This is a genomic window from Klebsiella aerogenes, assembly GCA_029027985.1.
GTDB lineage: Bacteria > Pseudomonadota > Gammaproteobacteria > Enterobacterales > Enterobacteriaceae > Klebsiella > Klebsiella aerogenes_A.
The window spans coordinates 945,691-969,914 of sequence record CP119076.1; the positions used below are offsets into that span (position 1 = coordinate 945,691).

At 55.5% G+C, this 24,224-nt stretch carries 21 protein-coding genes and 3 tRNA genes; 13 read left to right on the plus strand and 11 right to left on the minus strand.

All coding sequences use genetic code 11. From position 1 onward, the window contains the following. Positions 1-180 precede the first annotated feature (180 nt). Positions 181-1,512, minus strand: a complete 1,332-nt coding sequence (argA, locus tag PYR66_04580; GenBank protein WEF29013.1) for an amino-acid N-acetyltransferase — start codon at positions 1,510-1,512, stop codon at positions 181-183. A 225-nt stretch (positions 1,513-1,737) separates the two neighbouring features. Between argA and amiC the strand changes: the two genes are divergently transcribed. Beyond that, a complete protein-coding gene (gene amiC, locus PYR66_04585; GenBank protein WEF29014.1) occupies positions 1,738-2,991 on the plus strand; it encodes an N-acetylmuramoyl-L-alanine amidase AmiC in 1,254 nt (417 codons plus the stop codon). A gap of 88 nt (positions 2,992-3,079) precedes the next feature. Here the strand turns inward: amiC and PYR66_04590 are convergent. The 3 genes from PYR66_04590 to PYR66_04600 form a co-directional block, all read right to left on the minus strand. Continuing rightward, positions 3,080-3,156 (minus strand) — tRNA-Met (locus PYR66_04590). 53 nt (positions 3,157-3,209) lie between these two features. Continuing rightward, positions 3,210-3,286, minus strand: a tRNA-Met gene (locus tag PYR66_04595). 45 nt (positions 3,287-3,331) lie between these two features. Further along, positions 3,332-3,408, minus strand: a tRNA-Met gene (locus PYR66_04600). Positions 3,409-3,620: 212 nt separating this feature from the next. On the opposite strand from PYR66_04600, the gene mltA reads away from it, so the two are divergent. Continuing rightward, positions 3,621-4,718, plus strand: a complete 1,098-nt coding sequence (gene mltA, locus PYR66_04605; protein WEF29015.1) for a murein transglycosylase A — start codon at positions 3,621-3,623, stop codon at positions 4,716-4,718. Positions 4,719-4,795: 77 nt separating this feature from the next. Beyond that, complete coding sequence (gene tcdA, locus PYR66_04610; GenBank protein ID WEF29016.1) at positions 4,796-5,626, plus strand: tRNA cyclic N6-threonylcarbamoyladenosine(37) synthase TcdA; 831 nt, start codon at positions 4,796-4,798, stop codon at positions 5,624-5,626. A 76-nt stretch (positions 5,627-5,702) separates the two neighbouring features. On the opposite strand, the gene csdE is transcribed toward tcdA, so the two are convergent. Continuing rightward, entirely contained in the window at positions 5,703-6,143 is a 441-nt protein-coding gene (csdE, locus tag PYR66_04615) for a cysteine desulfurase sulfur acceptor subunit CsdE (protein ID WEF29017.1), read from the minus strand. Further along, positions 6,140-7,348 carry a cysteine desulfurase CsdA gene (gene csdA, locus PYR66_04620; GenBank protein ID WEF29018.1) on the minus strand — a complete coding sequence of 403 codons (1,209 nt, stop codon included), beginning with the start codon at positions 7,346-7,348 and terminating at the stop codon, positions 6,140-6,142. The genes csdE and csdA overlap by 4 nt, the downstream gene beginning before the upstream one ends. Positions 7,349-7,781: 433 nt before the next feature. On the opposite strand from csdA, the gene gcvA reads away from it, so the two are divergent. Genes gcvA through rlmM form a run of 3 tightly spaced genes read left to right on the plus strand, consistent with a single transcriptional unit; the run spans position 7,782 to position 10,231 of the window. Next, on the plus strand, positions 7,782-8,699 hold the full coding sequence (gcvA, locus tag PYR66_04625) for a glycine cleavage system transcriptional regulator GcvA (GenBank protein WEF29019.1): 918 nt from the start codon (positions 7,782-7,784) through the stop codon (positions 8,697-8,699). A 43-nt stretch (positions 8,700-8,742) separates the two neighbouring features. Next, on the plus strand, positions 8,743-9,138 hold the full coding sequence (locus tag PYR66_04630) for a DUF423 domain-containing protein (protein WEF29020.1): 396 nt from the start codon (positions 8,743-8,745) through the stop codon (positions 9,136-9,138). Further along, positions 9,131-10,231, plus strand: a complete 1,101-nt coding sequence (rlmM, locus tag PYR66_04635; GenBank protein ID WEF29021.1) for a 23S rRNA (cytidine(2498)-2'-O)-methyltransferase RlmM — start codon at positions 9,131-9,133, stop codon at positions 10,229-10,231. Before PYR66_04630 ends, rlmM begins: the two co-directional genes overlap by 8 nt. A 43-nt stretch (positions 10,232-10,274) precedes the next feature. On the opposite strand, the gene xni is transcribed toward rlmM, so the two are convergent. The 5 genes from xni to queF all read right to left on the minus strand — a co-directional run bounded on the left by xni (position 10,275) and on the right by queF (position 16,815). After that, positions 10,275-11,033 carry a flap endonuclease Xni gene (gene xni / locus PYR66_04640; protein WEF29022.1) on the minus strand — a complete coding sequence of 253 codons (759 nt, stop codon included), beginning with the start codon at positions 11,031-11,033 and terminating at the stop codon, positions 10,275-10,277. Between the two features lie 155 nt (positions 11,034-11,188). Next, positions 11,189-12,556: an L-serine ammonia-lyase gene (locus PYR66_04645; GenBank protein WEF29023.1), complete on the minus strand. Its 1,368-nt coding sequence runs from the start codon at positions 12,554-12,556 to the stop codon at positions 11,189-11,191. Positions 12,557-12,622: 66 nt separating this feature from the next. Then, positions 12,623-13,912 carry an HAAAP family serine/threonine permease gene (locus PYR66_04650; GenBank protein WEF29024.1) on the minus strand — a complete coding sequence of 430 codons (1,290 nt, stop codon included), beginning with the start codon at positions 13,910-13,912 and terminating at the stop codon, positions 12,623-12,625. A gap of 577 nt (positions 13,913-14,489) precedes the next feature. Beyond that, positions 14,490-15,857: a nucleotide 5'-monophosphate nucleosidase PpnN gene (gene ppnN, locus PYR66_04655; protein WEF29025.1), complete on the minus strand. Its 1,368-nt coding sequence runs from the start codon at positions 15,855-15,857 to the stop codon at positions 14,490-14,492. 112 nt (positions 15,858-15,969) lie between these two features. Beyond that, positions 15,970-16,815, minus strand: coding sequence for an NADPH-dependent 7-cyano-7-deazaguanine reductase QueF (gene queF, locus PYR66_04660; protein WEF29026.1), 846 nt, complete (start codon positions 16,813-16,815; stop codon positions 15,970-15,972). A 68-nt stretch (positions 16,816-16,883) separates the two neighbouring features. Here queF and syd point away from each other — a divergent pair, with 68 nt between their 5' ends. The 7 genes from syd (at position 16,884) to gudD (ending at position 24,160) form a co-directional block, all read left to right on the plus strand. After that, positions 16,884-17,429 carry a SecY-interacting protein gene (gene syd, locus PYR66_04665; GenBank protein WEF29027.1) on the plus strand — a complete coding sequence of 182 codons (546 nt, stop codon included), beginning with the start codon at positions 16,884-16,886 and terminating at the stop codon, positions 17,427-17,429. A gap of 631 nt (positions 17,430-18,060) precedes the next feature. Beyond that, positions 18,061-18,390, plus strand: coding sequence for a YqcC family protein (locus tag PYR66_04670; protein WEF29028.1), 330 nt, complete (start codon positions 18,061-18,063; stop codon positions 18,388-18,390). Further along, entirely contained in the window at positions 18,390-19,184 is a 795-nt protein-coding gene (gene truC / locus PYR66_04675; GenBank protein WEF29029.1) for a tRNA pseudouridine(65) synthase TruC, read from the plus strand. Before PYR66_04670 ends, truC begins: the two co-directional genes overlap by 1 nt. A 5-nt stretch (positions 19,185-19,189) precedes the next feature. Further along, on the plus strand, positions 19,190-19,636 hold the full coding sequence (locus tag PYR66_04680) for a flavodoxin (GenBank protein ID WEF29030.1): 447 nt from the start codon (positions 19,190-19,192) through the stop codon (positions 19,634-19,636). Positions 19,637-20,105: 469 nt separating this feature from the next. Then, positions 20,106-21,458 carry an MFS transporter gene (locus tag PYR66_04685; GenBank protein ID WEF29031.1) on the plus strand — a complete coding sequence of 451 codons (1,353 nt, stop codon included), beginning with the start codon at positions 20,106-20,108 and terminating at the stop codon, positions 21,456-21,458. Positions 21,459-21,460: 2 nt separating this feature from the next. Further along, the gene (locus PYR66_04690; GenBank protein ID WEF29032.1) at positions 21,461-22,801 is read left to right on the plus strand and encodes an enolase C-terminal domain-like protein; all 1,341 of its coding nucleotides are present in this window, start codon (positions 21,461-21,463) and stop codon (positions 22,799-22,801) included. Between the two features lie 18 nt (positions 22,802-22,819). Beyond that, positions 22,820-24,160: a glucarate dehydratase gene (gene gudD, locus PYR66_04695; protein ID WEF29033.1), complete on the plus strand. Its 1,341-nt coding sequence runs from the start codon at positions 22,820-22,822 to the stop codon at positions 24,158-24,160. The last annotated feature ends 64 nt before the right edge of the window (positions 24,161-24,224 follow it).

Below are 24,224 nucleotides of genomic sequence, written 5' to 3' on the forward strand. Positions count from 1 at the left end.
ATGTTCCCTGCTGTCGCTGCGCTTAGCAGGGCTACGGTTCTATGCTGTTTGGTAGCCCGGATAAGGCGCAAGCCGCCATCCGGTGATGTTCCCTGCTGTCGCTGCGCTTAGCAGGGCTACGGTTCTATGTCGTTGGGTAGCCCGGATAAGGCGTCAGCCGCCATCCGGGGGAGTTATTCGTTAGCTCAGGTCAGCCATCAGTACCTTCGAACGGCGCTGATAGTTGTACATCTCTTTTTTACTCTCCGGCAGCAAATCAATATCCACCGGGGTAAAACCGCGCTCCTGGAACCAGTGGATGCTGCGGGTTGTCAGCACGAACAGCTTGCTGAGCCCCATCTGCTTCGCCTGAGTAGCGATACGGCTGAGCAGCACCTCGCCGCGTGACGAACTGCGGTAATCCGGATGTACTGCGACACAAGCCATTTCGCCGATTTTCTCCTCCGGGAACGGATAGAGCGCGGCGCAGGCGATTGTGGTGTTATCGCGTTGAATGATGGTGAATTTGTCTATCTCCATTTCCAACTGTTCGCGCGAGCGGCGCACCAGTATTCCCTGCTGTTCCAGCGGACTGATAAGATCAAGAATACCGCCGATATCGTTAATGGTCGCCCGGCGGATCTGCTCGGCGCTCTCCATCACAATCTGCGTGCCGATACCATCGCGTGAGAACAACTCCTGCAGTAACGCGCCATCTTCCTGATAGCTAATCAGGTGGCAGCGGCGCACGCCGCTACGGCAGGCTTTTACCGCACCGCGCAGGAAACGTACGGTGCCGGAGTTGTAATCCTCTTCCGCCTCCAGCGCTTCTACCCTCGCCTGTGCCTCGTTCGGGAACAGTTCGGAGACAATCTCGCCATGTTGATCATAGACCCCTTGCGACGAGCAGAAGCCGATCATTTTTTCAGCTTTTAGCTTCACCGCCAGCTGAGTGGCAATCTCTTCGGAGGTGAGGTTGAAGCTCTCGCCGGTCACGGAAACCGCCACTGGCCCCATCAGCACAATTGCGCCGCTGTCCAACTGGCGATGGATGGCTTCTTCGTCGATACGGCGGATACGGCCGCTGTGACAGTAATCCACGCCATCATCGACGCCGAGCGGTTGGGCGATAATAAAGTTGCCGCTGACCACATTGATATGCGCGCCCTGTAGAGGCGTATTGCCGAGGCTCATCGACAGACGAGCGGTAATTTCCAGCTGCAGCATACCGGCAGCCTGCTTAACCAGTTCGAGGGTTTTGGCATCGGTTACGCGAGTTTGTTTGTGATAGACCGGCTCGTGGTGGTGTTCCGCGAGATTGGCGTCAATTTGCGGGCGTGCGCCATAGACCACAACCAGACGAATGCCGAGGCTATGCAATAAACCAATGTCATTGACTATGCTGGAAAAGTTATCATGCTCAATGGCTTCACCACCCAGCATGATGACAAACGTTTTTCCCCGGTGCGCGTTAATATAGGGGACAGAATGGCGGAATCCTTCGACCAGTTCAGTGCGACGCTCCTTCACCATGACAAACCCTCAATGCATGATTATTCGTAATAAATGTATTTTTATTCTGTTTTGCTTCATGGCGCAAGCCCTAATTTGTCACTAATTTGCGAAAATAATGTGACAAAACCTTATGTGTCAAAGTTTGTTTACCCTTTTATAGATGACAGGTTATGCGGCTTTCGTTAAAGTTTCTGGTCAATCTGTTCATTTTGGCTTCAAACGCGTTTTTTGCTTGGGAGTGGCATGTCGGGATACAAGTCGGGATTAAGCCGCCGTCGTTTTTTACAAGGGGCGGGCGCCATGTGGTTAATGAGTGTGAGTCCGGTTGGTTTGGCCGCCGTCGCGCAGGTGGTTGCTGTGCGTATCTGGCCGTCGTCGACCTACACCCGCGTCACGGTGGAATCCAATCATGTACTGAAATATCGGCAGTTTGCCTTAAGCAACCCTGAGCGAGTGGTAGTGGATATTGAAGGCGTTAACCTGAACTCGGTCCTGAAAGGGATGGGCGGGCAGATCCGCGATGACGACCCCTATATTAAATCCGCGCGGGTGGGGCAGTTCGACCCGCAAACCGTGCGTATGGTGTTTGAACTCAAGCAAAACGTCAAACCGCAGCTGTTTGCGCTGGCGCCAGTTGCTGGCTTCAAAGAGCGTCTGGTAATGGATCTCTATCCGTCAACGGCTACCGATGTGCAGGATCCGCTGTTGGCGCTGCTGGAAGATTACAACAAAGGCGATCTGGAACGGCAGGTGCCGCCAGCGGAAAGCGGGCCGCAGCCAGGCAAAGCCGGGCGCGATCGTCCTATTGTTATCATGCTCGATCCGGGTCACGGCGGCGAAGACTCCGGGGCGATTGGCAAATATCACACTCGCGAGAAAGACGTAGTGCTGCAGATTGCCCGCCGATTGCGCGCGCTTATTGAGCGCGAGGGCAATATGAAGGTCTATATGACCCGTAATGAAGACGTATTTATTCCGTTAAAGGTGCGCGTGGCTAAGGCGCAGAAACAGCGTGCCGACCTGTTTGTGTCGATCCACGCCGATGCTTTTACCAGCCGCCAGCCAAGCGGTTCTTCCGTTTTTGCGCTGTCGACGAAGGGCGCCACCAGCACCGCGGCAAAATACCTCGCGCAAACCCAGAACGCCTCGGATTTAATCGGCGGGGTCAGCAAGAGCGGCGATCGCTACGTTGACCACACCATGTTCGATATGGTGCAGTCGCTGACCATTGCCGATAGCCTGAAGTTCGGTAAAGCGGTGCTGCAAAAAATGGGCAGTATCAATAAGCTGCATAAGAATGCGGTAGAGCAGGCGGGTTTTGCGGTACTGAAGGCGCCGGATATCCCCTCGATTCTGGTCGAAACCGCCTTTATCAGTAACGTTGAAGAAGAGCGCAAACTGAAAACGGCGAAATTCCAGCAGGAAGTTGCGGAGTCGATTCTGGCGGGGATTAAAGCCTACTTCGCTGATGGCGCGACGTTGGCCAGACGCGGATAAAAAAATAGCGCCTTAGGGCGCTTTTTTTAGATAGAAACCTTTACGGACGCCAGAAACAAAAAAACACCCTTGAGGGTGTTCATTGTATTGGTTGCGGGGGCCGGATTTGAACCGACGACCTTCGGGTTATGAGCCCGACGAGCTACCAGGCTGCTCCACCCCGCGTCCGTCATTTCTACGATTTAAACTACTCGTACAAATCAATATCAGATTGTAATTGGTTGCGGGGGCCGGATTTGAACCGACGACCTTCGGGTTATGAGCCCGACGAGCTACCAGGCTGCTCCACCCCGCGTCCGAGTTTACTCTTCCATCGAGTAAATTTGCTTCTGATTTTAATTGGTTGCGGGGGCCGGATTTGAACCGACGACCTTCGGGTTATGAGCCCGACGAGCTACCAGGCTGCTCCACCCCGCGTCCGTGGAAGCGCACTATACTCCGCTAGCGTTCTGATGCAACCTTTTTTCGTATAAATCGTCAATTTTGTAAAAACTGGCGGCTAAAAAGCCAGTTATGGATGAATTTTTACACAATTTGGGCCGCGGTACGCTTTCGCGCATTTCATTAGCCGCGGGGGTTTGTTATCTTCATCACGCACTAAGGCTTAGCAGCAATAAAGAAGAGATACCATGAAAGGACGTTGGGCAAAATATGTAGCGACGGGAGCAATGTTGGCGATGCTTGCCGCTTGTTCCTCGAAACCGACCGATCGCGGTCAGCAATATAGTGATGGCAAGTTTACCCAGCCGTTTTCATTAGTAAACCAACCTGATGCCGTAGGCGCGCCGATTAATGCTGGTGACTTCTCCCAGCAGGTTGGCCAGATTCGTAGCGCCTCTCCACGCCTTTATAATAGCCAGAGCGGCGTATATAGCGCGATCCAGGAGTGGTTGCGCGCTGGCGGCGATACCCGCACGCTGCGCCAGTTCGGTATCGATGCCTGGCAGATGCAGGGCGCCGATAACTATGGCAACGTCCAGTTTACCGGCTACTACACCCCGGTGGTGCAGGCCCGCCATACCCGTCAGGGCGAGTTCCAGTATCCTATTTATCGCATGCCGCCGAAAAACGGCAAACTGCCTTCCCGTGCCAGCATTTATGCCGGTGCGCTCAGCGACAACTACGTGCTGGCTTACAGCAACTCGCTGATGGATAACTTCATCATGGATGTGCAGGGCAGCGGTTACATCGATTTCGGCGACGGTTCGCCGCTTAACTTCTTCAGCTATTCCGGTAAAAACGGCTGGCCCTATCGCAGTATTGGCAAAGTGCTGATCGATCGCGGCGAAGTGAAGCGCGAGGATATGTCGATGCAGGCCATCCGCGAATGGGGCGAAAAGCATAGCGAAGCGGAAGTGCGTGAGCTACTGGAGCAGAACCCCTCTTTTGTCTTCTTTAAACCGCAGTCCTACGCGCCGGTGAAAGGGGCGAGCGCGGTGCCGTTGATTGGCCGCGCGTCGGTCGCTTCCGACCGTTCAATCATCCCGCCGGGAACCACCTTGCTGGCAGAGGTGCCTCTGCTGGATAATAACGGCAAGTTTAACGGTCAGTACGAGCTGCGCCTGATGGTGGCGCTGGATGTCGGTGGGGCGATTAAGGGCCAGCACTTCGATATCTACCAGGGCATTGGCCCGGATGCTGGTCACCGTGCTGGTTGGTATAACCACTATGGTCGCGTATGGGTGCTGAAAAACGCCCCAGGCGCCGGTAGCGTCTTTAATGGCTAACCCGGCTCCCCGTGCTTATCCCCGGGGAACGTAGTCCAGGGCCTGCCTTTGCGGGCCTTATTTCATTCTGAGGTGATATGTCTGTTGTAATCAGCGACGTCTGGCGCCAGCGTTTTGGCGGTACAGCGCGTTTATATGGTGAAAAAGCGCTGCAGTGTTTTGCTGATGCGCACGTGTGCGTCGTTGGTATCGGCGGGGTGGGGTCGTGGGCGGCGGAAGCGCTGGCGAGAACCGGAATTGGTGCGATCACGCTTATCGATATGGATGATGTGTGCGTCACCAATACCAACCGTCAGATTCATGCGCTCGGCGGTAACGTCGGATTAGCGAAAGCGGAAGTCATGGCCGAGCGTATTCGCCTGATTAATCCGGAGTGCCGGGTCACGGTCGTGGATGATTTCATTACGCCGGAAAACGTGGCGGAGTATCTTGGCGCGGGTTTTAGCTATGTTATTGACGCTATTGACAGCGTGCGGCCGAAAGCGGCGCTAATCGCCTGGTGTCGCCGCTACAAGGTACCGTTGGTGACGACCGGCGGGGCCGGTGGGCAAATCGATCCGACGCAGATCCAGGTCGTCGATCTGGCGAAAACTATCCAGGATCCGCTGGCGGCAAAATTGCGTGAGCGGTTGAAAAGCCAGTTTGGCGTGGTGAAGAACAGTAAAGGTAAACTGGGTGTAGATTGCGTCTTCTCAACCGAAGCACTGGTCTATCCGCAGGCGGACGGTAGCGTGTGCGCGATGAAAAGCACCGCGGAAGGGCCGAAGCGGATGGATTGTGCTTCCGGGTTCGGCGCGGCGACAATGGTCACCGCGACCTTTGGTTTTGTCGCTGTATCTCACGCCTTGAAGAAGATGTTGGCGAAAGCGCAGCGCGAGCAAGGAACATCCCCGGATGGCGGTGCGTAGCGCCTTATCCGGGCTACCTAACGATATAGAACTGTAGCCCTGCTAAGCGCAGCGCGAGCAGGGAAATTCCCAGCGCTTATCCGGGCGACACCTCGCGGGCGGCGGCGAGCACGGCTTCGCTTAGTGCGCTCAGCCCCTGGCTGCGCGAGGCGCTGAGTTGGCCGCGTAGGCCCAGTTCGTCAAACAGCGCCAGCGGATCCTCGGCTAAAATCTCGGCGGCGCTTTTTCCTTCGCTGGCAGTCAGCAGCACCGCCAGCAGGCCGCGCACGATACGCCCTTCGCTATCGCCGAAGAAGTGCATCTTACCCTCCGCATCGACTTGATACCCCAACCAGACGCGGTTTTCGCAGCCGGTAATCTCTTTCGCTTGCGCCCGGAGCGCCTCCGTTAGCGGCGGCAGCTTCTTGCCCAGCAAAATCAGCTGGCGGTATTTATCTTCCCACTGGCTCAGCGGGGCAAAGGTCTGGCGCAGCGTCGTTTCGTTGAGCGCGGCGGCAAAAACTTGAGTGCTTGTCATTCATCCACCAGTATTTCCAGCGCGCGGTCGATAGCATGCACCAGCGCGTAAACATCATCTTGCGTATTATACGGTGCGAACGAAGCGCGTAGCGTACCGTTGACGCCTAATGCCGCTAGCAGCGGCTGGGCGCAGTGCTGACCTGCGCGTAGCGCAATGCCGGACTCAGCCAGTAGAGTGACCATATCGCTATGGTGAATGCCGTCGAAATCAAAGGCCAGCAGGCTCGAATCCTGACAGCGGAATGAACGAAAACCCGGTCGCTTCGTCAGTTCCTCTTCCGCCAGCGTCGCCAGGCTGCGGCTCCAGCTCTCTGCCTGCGCGATATCTATCTCTTGCAGCCATTCCAGCGCGGCACAGAGCCCGATGACCCCGGCAACGTTCGGCGTCCCGGCTTCGAAGCGCCAGGGCGCTGGCTGCGTTTTAAAACCGGCAAAGGAAACCTCGGTGATCATTTTCCCGCCGCCGAGCCATGGTGACATGTCCGCCAGCAGTTCGCTTTTGCCGTACAGCGCGCCGATACCGGTCGGGCCATACAGTTTGTGGGCGGAAAAGGCGTAAAAATCGATATCCAGCGCCTGCACGTCCGCCGGGAAGTGCACCGCGCCCTGAGCGCCGTCAACCATCACCACCATATTGGCTTCGTGAGCGAGGCGGATAGCGAGCGGCAGCTCCGGACAACCGCCGGTAACATTGGACATCTGGCCAATGGCCAGTACTCGGCTGCGTGGGGTGATCAGCGAGTTCAGTTGGGAAATGTCCGGCAGGCGATTGGCGCCTAGCGGTAATTTGACGACCTGCGCGCCAGTTTGTTCGGCAACCATTAACCACGGCACCAGATTGGCGTGGTGTTCGGCCTCGCTGACGATAATCTCATCGCCGGGGCGCAGGCGTGGGCGCACGTAGCTTTGCGCCACCATATTGATGGCTTCAGTGGTACCGCGGGTCCAGATGATGTCTTTGCCGGAAGGGGCGTTGAGCCAACTCGCGACGCGTTCGCGCGCCTCTTCATAGCGCTCGGTCAGACGCTGGGCGGCGGCAAATTGGCTACGATGTACGTTGCCAGCGCTCAACCGATAAAACTGGTCGCTGGCGTCGATCACGGCCAGCGGTTTTAGCGCCGTCGCTGCGCTATCCAGATAGACGCCGGCATCCGCCAGAGCGGGAAACTGGGCGCGAAAGTGAGCGGGGTTGAATGCGTTCATGGAATTCCTCATTTCGATATCACGATCGTCGCGCAAATTCCCCATTAGGGCAAGGCTGGTGATAGAGAGGGGGAGGGAGGAGCGGGGATTTTTCGGCAAAAAAAAGCACCGCGCATTGCGGTGCTACATTAAATCACTATGGACAGACAGGGTAAATGTACAGGAAGTGAAAAGGGTAGCCTCGCTACCATGGTCTGCAAAACCAGACCAATTGCAAACACAACAACACAACATCACAACCGTAAGCCAAAAGCTTGTTGGAACACGCATTCCAAAAAAAGCTTTTCGTTCCGGCTCAGGAAGTGCCGCCACTATAGGTATTTGCTGGTAGAAGCTCAACGGACAATTTATAATGTCTCAGATAAAAAAAACTAATAGGTTAACTGTTGTTTCCTATTTGTTAAATCTCGTTAACAACTCAGTCAGAATAACCATGTCGAAGCGATTACCACCTCTGAACGCATTACGTGTTTTTGATGCAGCCGCCCGTCACCTGAGCTTCACTCGCGCAGCCGATGAGCTTTTTGTGACACAGGCCGCAGTAAGTCACCAAATCAAGTCCCTGGAGGACTTTCTTGGCCTGAAGCTGTTTCGCCGACGCAACCGTTCGCTGCTGTTGACAGAAGAAGGACAAAGCTATTTTCAGGATATTAAAGAGATTTTTTCGCAGCTCACCGAAGCCACGCGTAAGCTGCAGGCCCGCAGCGCCAAAGGGGCGTTAACGGTTAGTTTATTGCCTAGTTTCGCCATTCAGTGGCTGGTCCCCAGACTCTCAAGCTTTAACTCAGCTTATCCGGGGATTGATGTGCGAATCCAGGCGGTAGACCGTCAGGAAGACAAATTGGCTGACGACGTCGACGTGGCGATTTTCTATGGCCGCGGTAACTGGCCAGGGCTGCGTGTTGAAAAATTGTACGCCGAATATTTGCTGCCTATTTGTTCGCCACTGCTGTTAACCGGCGACAAAGCGTTGAAAACGCCAGCCGATCTGGCGCAACATACGCTGCTACATGACGCTTCTCGCCGCGACTGGCAAACTTATACCCGGCAACTGGGTCTAAACCATATTAATGTGCAACAGGGACCGATATTTAGCCACAGCGCGATGGTGCTGCAGGCGGCAATCCATGGGCAAGGCGTTGCACTGGCCAACAATGTCATGGCGCAGTCCGAAATTGAAGCAGGCCGTTTAGTCTGCCCGTTTAATGATGTTCTGGTCAGTAAGAACGCGTTTTACCTTGTTTGTCATGACAGTCAGGCTGAACTGGGTAAAATAGCCGCTTTCCGCCAGTGGATTTTAGCGAAGGCGGCGAGCGAACAAGAAAAATTCCGCTTTCGTTATGAACAATAACGGCCTGATGAGCAGGCGTTAACTGACTTTGTAAGGTATTAACATGACCAGCCGTTTTATGCTGATTTTTGCCGCCATCAGCGGCTTTATCTTTGTGGCTTTGGGCGCCTTTGGCGCACACGTATTAAGTAAATCTTTGGGTGCGGCCGAGATGGCCTGGATCCATACCGGCCTTGAGTATCAGGCGTTTCACACGCTGGCTATCTTAGGTCTTTCCGTCGCCATGCAGCGGCGGATTAGCATCTGGTTTTATTGGAGCAGCGTATTTTTGGCGCTGGGAACCGTGTTGTTCAGCGGCAGCTTATATTGCCTGGCGCTGTCGCATTTACGCCTGTGGGCGTTCGTTACCCCGGTGGGCGGCGTCAGCTTCCTCGCCGGTTGGGTATTAATGTTAATTGGTGCAATTCGTCTGAAACGTAAGGGCGTTGTTCATGAATAAGGTTGTCCTCTATTGTCGCCCCGGGTTTGAGAAAGAGTGCGCAGCAGAAATTACCGATAAGGCAGCCCGCCTTGAGGTATTTGGTTTTGCCCGAGTCAAAGATGACTCCGGCTATGTGATTTTTGAGTGTTATCAGCAGGGCGATGGCGAGAAGCTGGTGCGCGATCTGCCGTTCAGCTCGCTGATTTTTGCCCGCCAGATGTTCGTGGTTGGCGAACTGTTGCGCGACTTGCCGCCGGAAGACCGCGTCACGCCGATCGTCGGCATGCTGCAGGGCGTAGTGGAGAAAGGCGGCGATCTGCGCGTTGAGGTAGCCGACACCAACGAAAGTAAAGAGCTGATGAAGTTCTGCCGCAAGTTCACGGTTCCGCTGCGCGCGGCGCTGCGAGAAGCTGGCGTACTGACCAACTACGAAACACCGAAGCGCCCGGTCGTACATGTGTTCTTTATCGCTCCCGGTTGCTGTTATACCGGCTATTCCTTTAGCAATAACAACTCGCCGTTCTATATGGGCATCCCGCGTCTGAAGTTCCCTTCCGATGCGCCGAGCCGTTCAACCCTTAAACTGGAAGAGGCGTTTCACGTCTTTATTCCGGCGGATGAGTGGGATGAGCGTCTGGCGAATGGCATGTACGCGGTGGATCTTGGTGCCTGTCCGGGCGGTTGGACCTATCAACTGGTGAAGCGCAACATGTGGGTCTCTTCAGTCGATAACGGTCCGATGGCGCAGAGCCTGATGGATACCGGGCAGGTGACCTGGCTACGCGAAGATGGTTTCCGTTATCGCCCGACCCGCAACAACATCTCGTGGATGGTGTGCGATATGGTGGAGAAACCGGCGAAAGTGGCGGCGCTGATGGCGCAGTGGCTGGTGAACGGCTGGTGTCGCGAGACCATCTTTAACCTCAAGCTGCCGATGAAAAAGCGCTATGAAGAGGTATCGCAAAACCTGTCCTATATCCAGGCGCAGCTTGATGAACACGGTATTAACGCGCAGATTCAGGCGCGTCAGTTATACCACGACCGCGAAGAAGTGACCGTACACGTGCGTCGCCTGTGGGCGGCGGTCGGCGGTCGTCGCGACGAACGTTAATCAGCAGCGCGCCCCGGCAGACGTATCAGTGTGGCCGGGGGAGTCAGGCGGATGGCAACCGCAACTGCTGCAGGTTGCCATCCAGCTGTAAATCGGTTTGCAGGCGGGCTATTTCCCGGCAGGTAAACGCCATCTCTTTATGCTCTTCCAGCTTTTTGCGCCATTTATCCGGCACCTCCGCCAGCTGCGCGTAAATACCTTCTAAATCCTGAAAATCCGTTAATAGTTGAGCCGCGCTTTTTGGCCCGATCCCGGCGACACCCGGGACTTTAGAGCTGCTAATCCCCGCCAGCCCCCAGTAATCCGGCAGCTGTTCCGGCGTCACGCCGAATTCGTTGGCGATGAACGGCGCATCAAGCCAGCGCTTTTGGAAATAATCGCGGATACGGATCGTGGGCGACAGTAGCTGGCAGTAACCTTTATCGGTTGAGACGATGGTGGCCTGGTGTCCGGCCTGGGCCACTTTCACGGCGAGCGTAGCCGCCAGATCGTCCGCCTCGCTGCCGGGTAACGCCCAACAACGGATGCCGCGCTGTTCGAAGGCTGCCCGCAGCGCCGGCATTTCCGCTTCCAGCGTTTCCGGCATCGGCGCGCGCCCGGCTTTATATTCCGGCAGCCGCTGATGACGCCAGCCGTGAGCGCGATCTTCATCGTCGAACACCGCCACGGCATGCGTGGGCTGGCTGTGGAGGATCAGCTGTTCTAAAGCGTGCAGGCAGGTATCCGCGCAGGGTGAGCCCTGTACCGCATGAATGCGGCGAATCAGATTGAGTGCGTCGACGATTAACAGATGAACAGCCACAAGATACCTCCCTTTATTCTACGGGCATTAAGGGTAACATCGGCGGCGGTATGAGGCTATCGGCACGGCGAGGATCGGGAATCAGGCTCGCAGATTGAGTACAGCTTCGGGGAGTGAGTTGGCCCGACATGCCGAAGCGTGCCGGGCCAGAGGCGTTAGTCGCAGGCGACGATTTTCATCGCCAGGCCACCGCGGGAGGTTTCACGGTATTTGGCGTTCATATCTTTGCCTGTTTCATACATGGTCTCGATAACTTTATCGAGGCACACGCGCGGTTCGCTGGTACGGCGTAATGCCATCCGCGCGGCATTGACCGCTTTCACCGCCGCGATAGCATTACGTTCGATACACGGCACCTGCACCTGCCCGGCAACCGGGTCACAGGTCAGGCCAAGGTTATGCTCCATACCGATCTCTGCGGCGATGCACACCTGCGCCGGGCTACCGCCCAGCAGCTCCGCCAGACCGGCCGCCGCCATTGAGCAGGCTACGCCGACTTCTCCCTGGCAGCCGACTTCGGCGCCGGAGATAGAGGCGTTCATCTTATACAGCGAGCCAATGGCGCTGGCGACCAGCATATAGCGGGCCAGCGAGTTGGCGTTCACCTTGCGGATAAACTTGTCGTAGTAGGCCAGCACCGCCGGAACGATGCCGCAGGCGCCGTTCGTCGGCGCGGTCACCACGCGGCCACCAGCGGCGTTCTCTTCGTTCACCGCCAGCGCGAACATGTTGATCCAGTCCACTACCGCCATCGGGTCGCTGTTGGTATTGTCCTGGCTTACCAGCATGCGGCGCAACGCGGCGGCGCGGCGAGGAACACGCAGTTTACCCGGCAGTACGCCTTCCGTGGTGATGCCGCGCTCAATACCGGCGCTCATCACCTCCCATACTGCGGCGAAGTGCTGTTCCAGCTCTTCTTTGCTGTGCAACGCCAGTTCGTTCTGCATCATCAGGCCGGAGAGGGACAAGCCGGTTTCGCTGCAGTGTTTTTGCAAGTCGGCGGCGTTTTTGTACGGATAAGGTACGGCGACCGGCGCCTCGGTCGTCAGGCCGAAGTGTTCTTCATCAACGATAAAACCGCCGCCGATGGAGTAATACGTCTGGCTATACAGCACCTTGTCGCCACTCAGCGCAGTGATGCGCATGCCGTTCTCATGCAACGACAGATTGTCGGCATGGAAATTCATGCACTGATCGACCGGGAACTGGACTTCGTGCTGGCCGTTCGCCAGCAGCAGGCGACCATGGGTATTAACGTCCTGAATAAAGCCAGGAATAGCGTCGATGTCGACGGTATCCGGCAGATTGCCGGCGAGCCCCATAATAATGGCGATATCGGTATGGTGGCCTTTGCCGGTTAGAGACAGAGAGCCATAAACGTCGACGACAACTTTGCTGACGTCAGCCAGCAGGCCGCGCGCAATCAGGTCGTCAGTGAATTGTTTGCCCGCTTTCATCGGTCCAACGGTATGGGAGCTGGAAGGGCCAATGCCGATTTTGAAGATATCGAATACGCTGATCATGATGTATTCCAGTACTGTCGGAAAGCGCGCCGCCGTTAAGCGGCGCGAGGGGAGGTTTTTACAGAATTAGCTGAACAGAGAGTAGAAAATCGCGGAGATGGCAATCAGACCCATAATCACAACGAAGACGTTGCTGATGTGGCCGCTGTATTTGCGCATGGCCGGAACTTTCTGGATAGCATACATCGGCATCAGGAACAGGATCATCGCGATAATCGGACCGCCCAGGGTTTCGATCATGCCGAGGATGCTTGGGTTCAGAGTTGCCACAATCCAGGTGGTGACCAGCATAAACAGCGCGGTCAGCTTGTTCAGTTTGTTGATTTCGATGGTTTTGCCTTTGCCGCGCAGAGACTTAATCACCATGCCGTTAAAGCCTTCACGAGCGCCCAGGTAGTGGCCGAGGAAGGATTTGGTGATCGCAATCATCGCGATGATCGGCGCCATCCAGGCGATAACCGGTGCGTTAAAGTGGTTCGCCAGGTAAGACAGAATCGAGATGTTCTGATCTTTTGCCGCCGCCAGGTCTGCCGGAGACAGGCTCAGTACGCAGCTGAAGACGAAGAACATAACGGTCAGCACCATCATGATATGAGCGCGAGCCAGGATGCTGGAACATTTTTTCTCTGCGCCTTCGCCGTACTCTTCACGCTTCGCGACCGCGAAGGAGGAGATGATCGGCGAGTGGTTAAAGGAGAAGACCATCACCGGAATCGCCAACCACAGGGTCATCAGCAGGCCGTTGCCGGTTACCGTGCCGCCGCTCAGCGACAGGGTTTCCAGCGCCGCGCCGTTCCACTGCGGGATCAGGTACAGAGCCAGAATCATCAGCGCGATAACGAACGGGAACACCAGGATGCTCATCGCTTTCACGATCATCTGCTCGCCGAAACGAACGATGGTCATCATGCCGACGATCAGGATCAGGGACAGAATAGCGCGCGGCGGCGGCGTCATGTGCAGCTGGTGCGCCATGAAGCTTTCGACGGTGTTGGTGATAGCCACGCTATAAACCAGCAGAATCGGGTAGATAGCGAAGAAGTAGAGCAGAGTAATCAACTTACCTGCACCCACGCCAAAGTGTTCTTCAACGACTTCGGTGATGTCTTCGCCCGGGTTTTTACCGGAAAGCACGAAGCGGGTCATGCCGCGGTGTGCGAAGAAGGTCATCGGGAAGGCCAGAATAGCCATGATAATCAGTGGGATCATACCGCCGACGCCGGCGTTGATCGGTAGGAACAAAACGCCCGCGCCGATAGCTGTGCCGTACAGGCCCAACATCCACATGGTATCCGTTTTGCGCCATCCGCTGCGGGATTCACCCGAAACGATAGTGCTGGTCTGTGTGGTTTCCATCTGTATCTCCTGGAGGAAGCAACAAAATCTAATAAACAAAAACGATTAAATAATACGAAATTCGCTGGTTTACGGTTTTTTAGAAATTATCTCCGTAACAATTGGGCGGAAAGATACATTTATACGGGAAATACATCAGTGATCGGGATCCCAAATGCAATAATCCACTTTAAATGTGAATGTTTTTAGTCCAACAGTCTGTTTATGGTGATCAGCCAGATAAATGTGGCGCGAAGGCTATCATTTGCAGCATATGAGATAAAAGCTCTGTTATCGAATAACGACGTTTTTGCTGCAAAAAAGTGATGTAAACGACGTTTTTTCGCCAGAATGTTATTTTTTTGGTGGATTTTATTGCTCTTTTTGGAAACGCAAACGATTGGCTAAGTGGAAACTCTACGAATTATTTATCAGATAAATTAATTAACTGGAAATGACGAGCAGCAGAATCAGGCAACCAAAGTGTCAAAACGTCAATAAAGATAGGGGCTATGGCATTGGACGGCGGGGAAAACGTCGCTGAAGGGAGAGACGCCCGGGCAGGGCGTTGACCACCGCCCGGGAAAAGCAGGGGAAATCAGGAGCAGATTTCGTAGCACGGAATGTAGGCAGTACCACCTGGCAGCTTCATACGATGCTGGGCGACGAAGCCTTGTAGCAGGTCGTCCATCCGGCGCATCATTTCCGGGTCGCCGTGCAGCTTGTACGGGCCGTGTTTCTCGATGGCCTGGATGCCGACCTCTTTTACGTTGCCCGCGACAATACCGGAGAAGGCGCGGCGCAGGTCGGCGGCCAGCACTTCCACCGGCTGGTCCGGATACAGTTTAAGATTGGCCATGTTCTCGTGCGTCGGCTCAAATGGCATCTGCAGATCCGGCGAAATACGAATCGACCAGTTGAAGCTGTATGCATCGTCGGTTTCGCGACGGCTCTCTTTCACCAGCGGCATCGCTTTTTTCATCTGGCGCGCCACTTCAGCGGCATCGTCAATGATAATGTGATAGTGGCGACGAGCCGATTCGCCGAGAGTATGGACGATGAACTCGTCCAGTACGCGGAAGTAGTCGGCGCTTTCTTTCGGCCCGGTCAGGATCAGCGGCAGCACCTGCGATTTGTTTTCCGGGTGCATGAGAATACCCAGCAGATACAGCAGTTCTTCCGCAGTACCCACACCGCCCGGGAAAATAATGATGCCGTGGGCGAGGCGCACGAACGCTTCCAGACGTTTTTCGATATCCGGCATGATGATCAGTTCGTTGACCAGCGGGTTTGGCGGCTCGGCGGCAATAATTGACGGTTCGGTCATGCCGATGAAGCGGCTGTCTTTGTAGCGTTGCTGCGCGTGACCGACCGCGGCGCCTTTCATTGGCGCTTCCATTGCCCCTGGGCCGCAACCGGTGCAGATGTTCAGCTCACGCAGGCCGAGCTGAGTACCGACGCGGCGCGCGTACAGGTATTCATTTTCGTTAATGGAGTGGCCGCCCCAGCAAACAATCATATTCGGCGCTTCGCCGACATGCAGCGCGCGGGCGTTACGCAGAATCGAGAACACCAGGTTGGTGATATGAATTGAACTTTCGAGGTCGAGGCTCGGGAAGCGGACAGTGTTATGAATCTGCCCGTAAACGAACAGAATATCGCGTAGAACAGCAAACAGGTTGGCCTGCAGGGAACGGATGATGCGGCCATCGACGAAAGCGTCTTCCGGCGGGTTGATCAGTTCCAGCTTCACGCCGCGTTCGCGACGCAGCACGTTAATATCGAAGTTTTCAAAACGAGACAAGAGCTCCTTGCTGTTATCGGTCAGGCTCCCCGAGTTGAGCACAGCAAGCGAGCAGTTACGAAAGAGTTGATACAGGTCACTGCTGGCGGTGCGTTTAAGCATATCCACTTCCAGCTGCGACAGCATATCCATTGAACCAAGCGGGCTAACATGTGTAATCAAGTGAACTCCTTACAGGATGATTATCGTCTTCCTGTGATTACAATAGCCCTGGCTGTAGCCTTTCCACAACCTTGCGCACGCGTTAACGCACGCAAAGTGTGAAAAATTTCGTTTACTGTCGCGCCAGGCGGCCGATTGCCGGCACGAATTCGCCGTTGCTGCGCCATGGATTGATATCCAGGCCGCCGCGGCGGGTATAGCGCGCGTAGACGGAAAGCGATTCCGGTTGGCAGAAACGCAGCACATCATTAAAGATGCGCTCGACGCACTGCTCATGGAATTCGTTGTGATGGCGGAATGACACCAGATAGCGCAGTAGTTTTTCGCGATCGATTTTCGGCCCGCGATACTGAATTTGCACCGAACCCCAGTCCGGCTGGTGGGTAATCAGACAGTTGGATTTCAGCAGATGGCTGACCAGCGTTTCTTCGACTATTTTTCCGCTGGCGGCATTCTGCAGATAGTCGGCGCTGAACTGATAATTATCAATCTCGATATCCTGATCGTCGATGCAGGCGCCGTGCAGGTGGGCGACCGGCTGGCCTTCCAGTTCATCGAGGCGGTACAGAGATACCTTCACCTCTCCCTGTGCGCAGGCGCTGAGATCGCGCGCCAGCGTCGCCTGTACTTCCTGCCAGTCGGCGAAGCGCGTTTGGTTGAAACTGTTCAGGTACAGCTTGAAGCTTTTTGATTCCACCAGATTCACGGTGGTGTCGCTGAGTTCCACGTAGCCGACGGCGACCTGCGGCAGCCCTTTCGCGTTCAGCCACGACAGTTCGTACAGCGTCCAGATATCGGCGCCGTGAAACGGCAGGCTATCGGCATGCAGACCGAGCGGATCGCGGTTCAGGCTGCGCGGTACGCCCTGTAGTAAAGAGGCGTCATAAGTATCGCGGTAATCCGTTGATTTACCGAGCGTCAGGCCAGCCAGCGCCTGATGATTATCGTAAGAAGACATGTTTCACCATAGTAAAGCGGGTACACTATATGCCAAGTGTATCCTGTCTAACGTGAAGAGAGAAACCGGTGGATCATCAGACCGTAGAAGCGCTGCAAACATTTACCCAACGTTACTGCGATGCGTGGCAGCAGCGTTATGCCAGCATGCCGCGCAGCGAAGACCTTTATGGCATCCCATCGCCCTGTATTAGCGCCAGTGATGACGATGGCGTTTTCTGGCAGCCGCAGCCGTTTACGTTAGAACAACATCTCAGCGGGGTTGAACGGGCATTAGAGATTGTGGTACAACAGCCAATTCATAGTTATTATACCACTCAGTTTGCTGGCGACATGTGCGCGCGCTTTGCCGCAGAGACCATCACGCTGCTGCAGGCCTGGAGCCCGGATGATTTCCAGCGGGTGCAGGAGAACCTGATCGGTCACCTGGTGGTGCAAAAACGTCTGAAGCTATCGCCAACGCTGTTTATCGCCACGCTGGATAGCGAATTGGACGTTATTTCGGTCTGCAATCTGAGCGGCGAAGTCATCAAAGAAACGCTCGGAACCCGAAAAAGAGAGACTCTGTCTCCCTCGCTTGCGAGTTTCCTGAATCAGCTTGAGCCCCTTCTGTAATCCATTTAACCTGGTGGTTTGTGAGAGATCTCTTACAAGACCTGTAAGAGATCGTCATCATTTAAGCCAATTTTTTACGCCGTGTTTACACTTAACCTGTTGTTATGAAATGAGTTACCGTTTTTATAACCTTTTAGGCTTGTCACTAATCTTAAGAGATTGTCGTAGTAAGTCTTGTAAGAAGAGGCGGAATCAGTGATCCTATGTACGTCGACAGGAAGTCGCGAAACGAAGAGAACATCAGGATGATGGCTCTTCTACAGGACCCGCCAGGATGGCGTTGCAAGGACAGGCTTCAGGATGAAGCGAGGATAACGCAGGATTGCGTAACGGACACCTCCAGGATGGAGAACGAGAACCGCTCAGGATGAACGGTGGATCAGGAAGATCGGGACACACTTAGGGATAAGTTATTTCACATCGGGGTGGTGTGAAAGCAGGATGCGCTAGTTTACGGATGAACTTGGTCAGGAGACCTCAGGAAAAGTTTTCAAGGACGAGCAGGGAGCACCAATGTAGCTGGAATGCTGCAAAACGAACCGGGAGCACTGTTTATACAGTGCTCCCTTTTTTTATTTCTCTCGCGGATTTGCTATCCTGCGCCCGGTTTACAACTCATCGAGGTTTCCCCATGACTCTTCACGATAGCGTGCGCGATCGCCTGCACGCCATTGAAGCGCTGCTGCGCGAAACAAACCACTGGCAGGAAAATGCGCCGGATAGCAGCGCCTTTGCAAGCGAGCAGCCGTTTTGCCTGGATACGCTCGAACCGCTGGAATGGCTGCAATGGGTGCTGATCCCGCGTATGCGTCAACTGATCGCCAGCGGCATGCCGCTACCGCAGAATTTTGCCGTCGCCCCTTATTACGAGATGGCGCTGGATAACGCTCATCCGGTCCGCGAACCGGTACTGGCCGAGCTACTGTTGCTCGATGCGCTGTTTGCGAGCGACGACATCTGATGCTGGAGATCATTTACCAGGACGAATGGCTGGTGGCGGTAAATAAACCTTCCGGATGGTTGGTACACCGCAGCTGGTTGGATCGCGATGAGAAAGTCGTTGTGATGCAGACCGTACGCGACCAGATTGGTCAGCACGTCTTCACCGCCCATCGCCTGGACAGGCCAACCTCCGGCGTGCTGCTGATGGGGTTGTCGAGCGAAGCGGGCAGACTGCTGGCGCAGCAGTTTGAACAACACCAGATGCAAAAACGCTATCACGCCATCGTCCGCGGTTGGTTGAATGAAGAAGCGGTGCTGGATTACCCGCTGGTGGAAGAGCTGGATAAGATCGCCGACAAATTTGCCCGCGAAGATAAAGGCCCGCAACCGGCGGTGACCCACTATCGCGGCCTGGCGACGGTAGAAATGCCGGTCGCCACCGGGCGCTATCCCACCACGCGCTACGGGCTAGTCGAGCTGGAACCGAAAACCGGCCGCAAGCATCAGTTGCGTCGTCATTTAGCCCATCTGCGTCATCCGATCCTTGGCGACAGCAAGCACGGCGATTTACGCCAAAACCGCAGCGCCGCCGAACACTTTGGCTGCCATCGCCTGATGCTGCACGCCAGTCAGCTATCGTTAACGCACCCCTTTACCGGCGAGCCGCTGGTGATCCGCGCGGGTCTGGACGACGTCTGGATGCGCGCGCTGTCGCAGTTTGGCTGGCGTGGGCTTCTCCCGCTAAATGAAAGGGTTGAGTTTGCCGACGACAGCGGTCAGGATGAGAGTATTGCGGATAATCCAGGGAGATAGTCACTATGGCAGAAGTCGGAATTTTTGTCGGCACGATGTACGGAAACTCGCTGTTGGTCGCCGAGGAGGCGGAAGCCATTCTGAGCGGGCTGGGGCATAAAGCGACGGTATTTGAGGACCCGGAAGTACAAGACTGGGAATCCTATACCGGCAAATATGTTCTGGTTGTGACCTCAACTACCGGCCAGGGCGATCTGCCGGACAGTATCGTTCCGTTGTATAACGGCATTAAAGATATGTATCAGCCGCATCTGCGTTACGGCATTATCGCGCTCGGCGATAGCACTTACGCGAATTTCTGCGGCGGCGGCAAGACCTTTGATGCGCTGCTGCAAGAGCAGGGGGCGCGTCGTATCGGCGATATGCTGACGATCGACGCCAGCGAAGATCCGGAACCGGAAAGCGTTTCCAACCCGTGGGTTGAAGAGTGGGCGAAGCTGCTCGAATCCTGATATTAAGAGCGCCCTCTCCCTACGCAGGGGGCGTCCTTAAGAGGCCAGTGGCCGGATAAACGGTCATGGTTATCTTACCGAACGCTACCGTTCCCGGCTTCAGGCATCTGCCTGATAACCATCTAATCAATATGGCTTTTTCCTTTGCGTTTCCCCGGCGTCAAGAGAGCCGATTCACACTCTGAACGTTATATGGCTTCTTGCCCCTCTGACGGGCGATGCTTTTTCATTTCCGTGAACTACTCCCCATAGCCTTAGGCATAAGCCACAAACTACCGCCATCCTATCCGTCAAAGCTGTGTATATGCACGGTGAGCCTGCTGGAACCTCTTTTTATACTTTTCCTGCCAGTGACAAATGCAGTACGCCAGAGATAACGAAAAAAACACTAACACGTCATTCTGATTACCCTACAGGTTGTGCTGTTCAGAATGAACGTAGCTAAACGCTATGATTCAGGAGTACAACAATGAGTTCATTAAGTCAGGCAGCGAGCGCCGCTGAAAAGCGCACGAATGCTCGCTATTGGATCGTGGTGATGTTGTTTATCGTCACGTCCTTTAACTATGGTGACCGCGCGACGCTGTCGATCGCTGGTTCGGAAATGGCCAAAGATATCGGCCTTGACCCCGTCGGCATGGGTTATGTCTTCTCCGCCTTCTCATGGGCCTATGTGATCGGCCAGATCCCGGGCGGCTGGCTGCTCGACCGTTTCGGCTCTAAACGCGTCTATTTTTGGTCCATTTTCATCTGGTCCATGTTCACCCTGCTGCAGGGCTTCGTGGATATTTTTAGCGGTTTTGGCATTATCATCGCGTTGTTTACTCTACGCTTCCTCGTCGGTCTTGCAGAATCACCATCATTCCCCGGCAACAGCCGCATTGTTGCCGCCTGGTTCCCGGCGCAGGAAAGGGGTACGGCGGTGTCGATTTTTAACTCCGCGCAGTACTTTGCCACCGTTATCTTCGCGCCGATTATGGGTTGGCTGACCCATGAGGTGGGTTGGTCGCACGTCTTCTTCTTCATGGGCGGACTGGGGATTGTGATCAGCTTTGTGTGGCTGAAAGTGATCCACGATCCAAACAACCATCCGGGCGTTAACCAGAAAGAGTTGGACTACATTGCTGAAGGCGGCGCGCTGATCAACATGGATCAGAAGAACAATGCACAGAAAGTGCCGTTCAGTGTAAAAATGGGCCAAATCAAACAGTTGATCGGATCACGCATGATGATCGGGATCTATATTGGCCAGTACTGTATTAACGCCTTGACCTACTTCTTTATCACCTGGTTCCCGGTTTATCTGGTGCAGGCTCGCGGTATGTCGATCCTCAAAGCAGGTTTTGTCGCCTCTATTCCGGCGGTTTGCGGCTTTGTTGGCGGTGTGCTGGGCGGGATTATTTCCGACTGGTTGATGCGTCGTACCGGTTCGCTGAATATCGCGCGTAAAACGCCGATCGTGCTGGGCATGTTGTTGTCTATGGCCATGCTGATGTGTAACTACGTCAACGCGGAATGGATGGTGATTGGTTTTATGGCGATGGCTTTCTTCGGTAAAGGCATCGGCGCGCTCGGCTGGGCGGTCATGGCGGACACTGCGCCGAAAGAGATTAGCGGCTTGTCCGGCGGCCTGTTCAACATGTTCGGTAATATTTCCGGCATCGTGACCCCTATCGCCATCGGCTATATCGTCGGCACCACCGGTTCTTTCAACGGCGCGCTCCTTTACGTCGGCATCCATGCCCTGATCGCGGTACTGAGCTACCTGATTCTGGTGGGCGACATCAAACGCATCGAACTTAAACCTGTTACGGGACGTTAATTATGAATACCCAATCCAGCCCGATCATCACCGAGATGAAGGTTATTCCGGTCGCCGGGCACGACAGCATGCTGATGAACATCGGCGGCGCACATAACGCCTGGTTTACCCGCAACATTGTGGTACTGAGCGACAACGCCGGCAATACCGGTGTCGGCGAGGCGCCTGGCGGCGAAGTTATCTATCAGACGCTGGTGGAGGCGATTCCTCAGGTGGTCGGGCAAGAGGTCGCTCGCCTGAATCGCGTGGTGCAACAGGTGCATAAAGGCAATCAGGCGGCGGATTTTGACACCTTCGGTAAGGGAGCGTGGACCTTCGAACTGAAAGTCAACGCGGTGGCGGCGCTGGAGGCCGCGCTGCTCGACCTGCTCGGCAAGGTATTGCATGTCCCGGTATGCGAACTGCTGGGGCCGGGCAAACAGCGCGATGCGGTGACCGTGCTGGGCTACCTGTTCTATATTGGCGATCGGAACAAAACCGACCTCGGGTACCTTGAGCAGACGCCGGGCAACCATGAATGGTATCGCTTGCGCCATCAGCAGGCGTTGTGTAGCGACACGGTGGTGCGACTGGCGGAGGCGGCGCAGGATCGCTACGGTTTTAAAGACTTTAAGCTAAAGGGTGGCGTGCTGCCCGGCGAGCAGGAAATCGACACTGTTCGCGCGCTGAAAAAGCGCTTCCCGGACGCGCGGATTACCGTTGATCCTAACGGCGCCTGGCTATTGGATGAAGCGATTGAACTGTGTAAAGGACTGCAGGACGTCCTGACCTATGCTGAAGATCCGTGCGGCGCTGAACAGGGTTTTTCCGGTCGGGAGGTGATGGCTGAATTCCGCCGCGCGACCGGGCTGCCGGTAGCAACCAACATGATCGCCACCAACTGGCGCGAGATGGGTCACGCGGTCATGCTTAACGCCGTCGATATCCCATTGGCGGACCCGCATTTCTGGACGCTTTCCGGGGCGGTGCGGGTGGCGCAGTTGTGCGATGACTGGGGGCTGACCTGGGGCTGCCACTCGAATAACCACTTTGATATTTCGCTGGCGATGTTTACCCATGTTGGCGCCGCCGCGCCGGGAAATCCGACCGCTATCGATACCCACTGGATTTGGCAGGAGGGCGACGCGCGCCTGACGAAAAATCCGCTGCAGATTGTAAACGGCACCATTGCCGTGCCAGACGCGCCGGGACTTGGCGTGGAGCTGGACTGGGAGCAAGTGCACAAAGCGCACGAGGCCTATAAAGCGCTGCCGGGCGGCGCGCGCAACGATGCGGGCCCGATGCAGTACCTGATCCCTGGTTGGACATTCGACCGCAAACGCCCCGTTTTCGGCCGTCACTAATAAGAAAAGGATTACGCTATGACTACACCATCTTCCACCCCCGTCGTCACGGCTATGCAGGTTATCCCGGTGGCGGGTCATGACAGCATGCTGATGAACCTGAGCGGCGCGCACGCGCCGTATTTCACCCGTAACATCGTTATCATCAAAGATAATGCAGGCCATACTGGCGTCGGCGAAATACCGGGCGGTGAAAAGATCCGCCAGACGCTGGAAGACGCGGCGCCGCTGGTGGTTGGCAAAACGCTCGGCGAGTACAAAAATGTGCTGGGCGCGGTGCGTCATCAGTTTGCCGATCGTGATGCCAGCGGCCGCGGCTTGCAGACTTTCGACTTACGCACCACTATCCATGTGGTGACCGGGATAGAAGCGGCGCTGCTGGATCTGTTGGGCCAGCATCTGGGGGTTAACGTTGCTTCTCTGCTCGGCGACGGCCAGCAGCGTAGCGAGGTCGAAATGCTTGGCTACCTGTTCTTCGTCGGCAACCGCCACGCGACGCCGCTGGCCTATCAAAGCCAGGCGGATGAGCAGTGCGACTGGTACCGTATTCGCCATGAAGAGGCAATGACGCCGGATGCCGTTGTCCGTCTGGCGGAAGCCGCCTATGAAAAATACGGCTTCAATGACTTTAAACTGAAGGGCGGCGTTCTGGCCGGTTTTGACGAGGCCGAAGCGATCGATGCGCTGGCGAAACGCTTCCCTCATGCGCGCGTTACGCTCGATCCAAACGGCGCCTGGCTGCTCGACGAAGCGATTCAGATTGGTAAGCAACTGAAAGGCGTGCTGGCCTATGCCGAAGATCCGTGCGGTGCCGAGCAGGGTTTCTCCGGCCGCGAAGTGATGGCGGAATTCCGTCGCGCGACAGGCTTGCCGACCGCAACCAACATGATCGCCACCGACTGGCGTCAGATGAGTCATACTCTTTCGCTGCAATCGGTGGATATCCCGCTGGCGGATCCACATTTCTGGACTATGCAGGGGTCGGTACGCGTGGCGCAGATGTGTCACGAATTCGGGTTGACCTGGGGCTCACACTCCAACAATCACTTCGATATCTCGTTGGCGATGTTTACCCATGTGGCCGCGGCGGCGCCGGGCAAGATCACTGCTATCGATACCCATTGGATCTGGCAGGAGGGCAACCAGCGCCTGACCAAACAGCCGTTCGAAATTAAAGGCGGAATGGTGCAGGTGCCGGCTACGCCGGGCCTGGGCGTTGAGCTGGATATGGACCGCGTGATGCAGGCAAATGAGCTATATAAGAAACATGGCCTGGGCGCACGTGATGACGCCATGGCGATGCAATACCTCATCCCGAACTGGACCTTTGATAACAAACGACCTTGCATGGTTCGCTAAGATAAAGCCGACCTCCGCAGGGGTCGGCAACTGCCGGTCGCCGGGGTTATTCATATTAAGGACA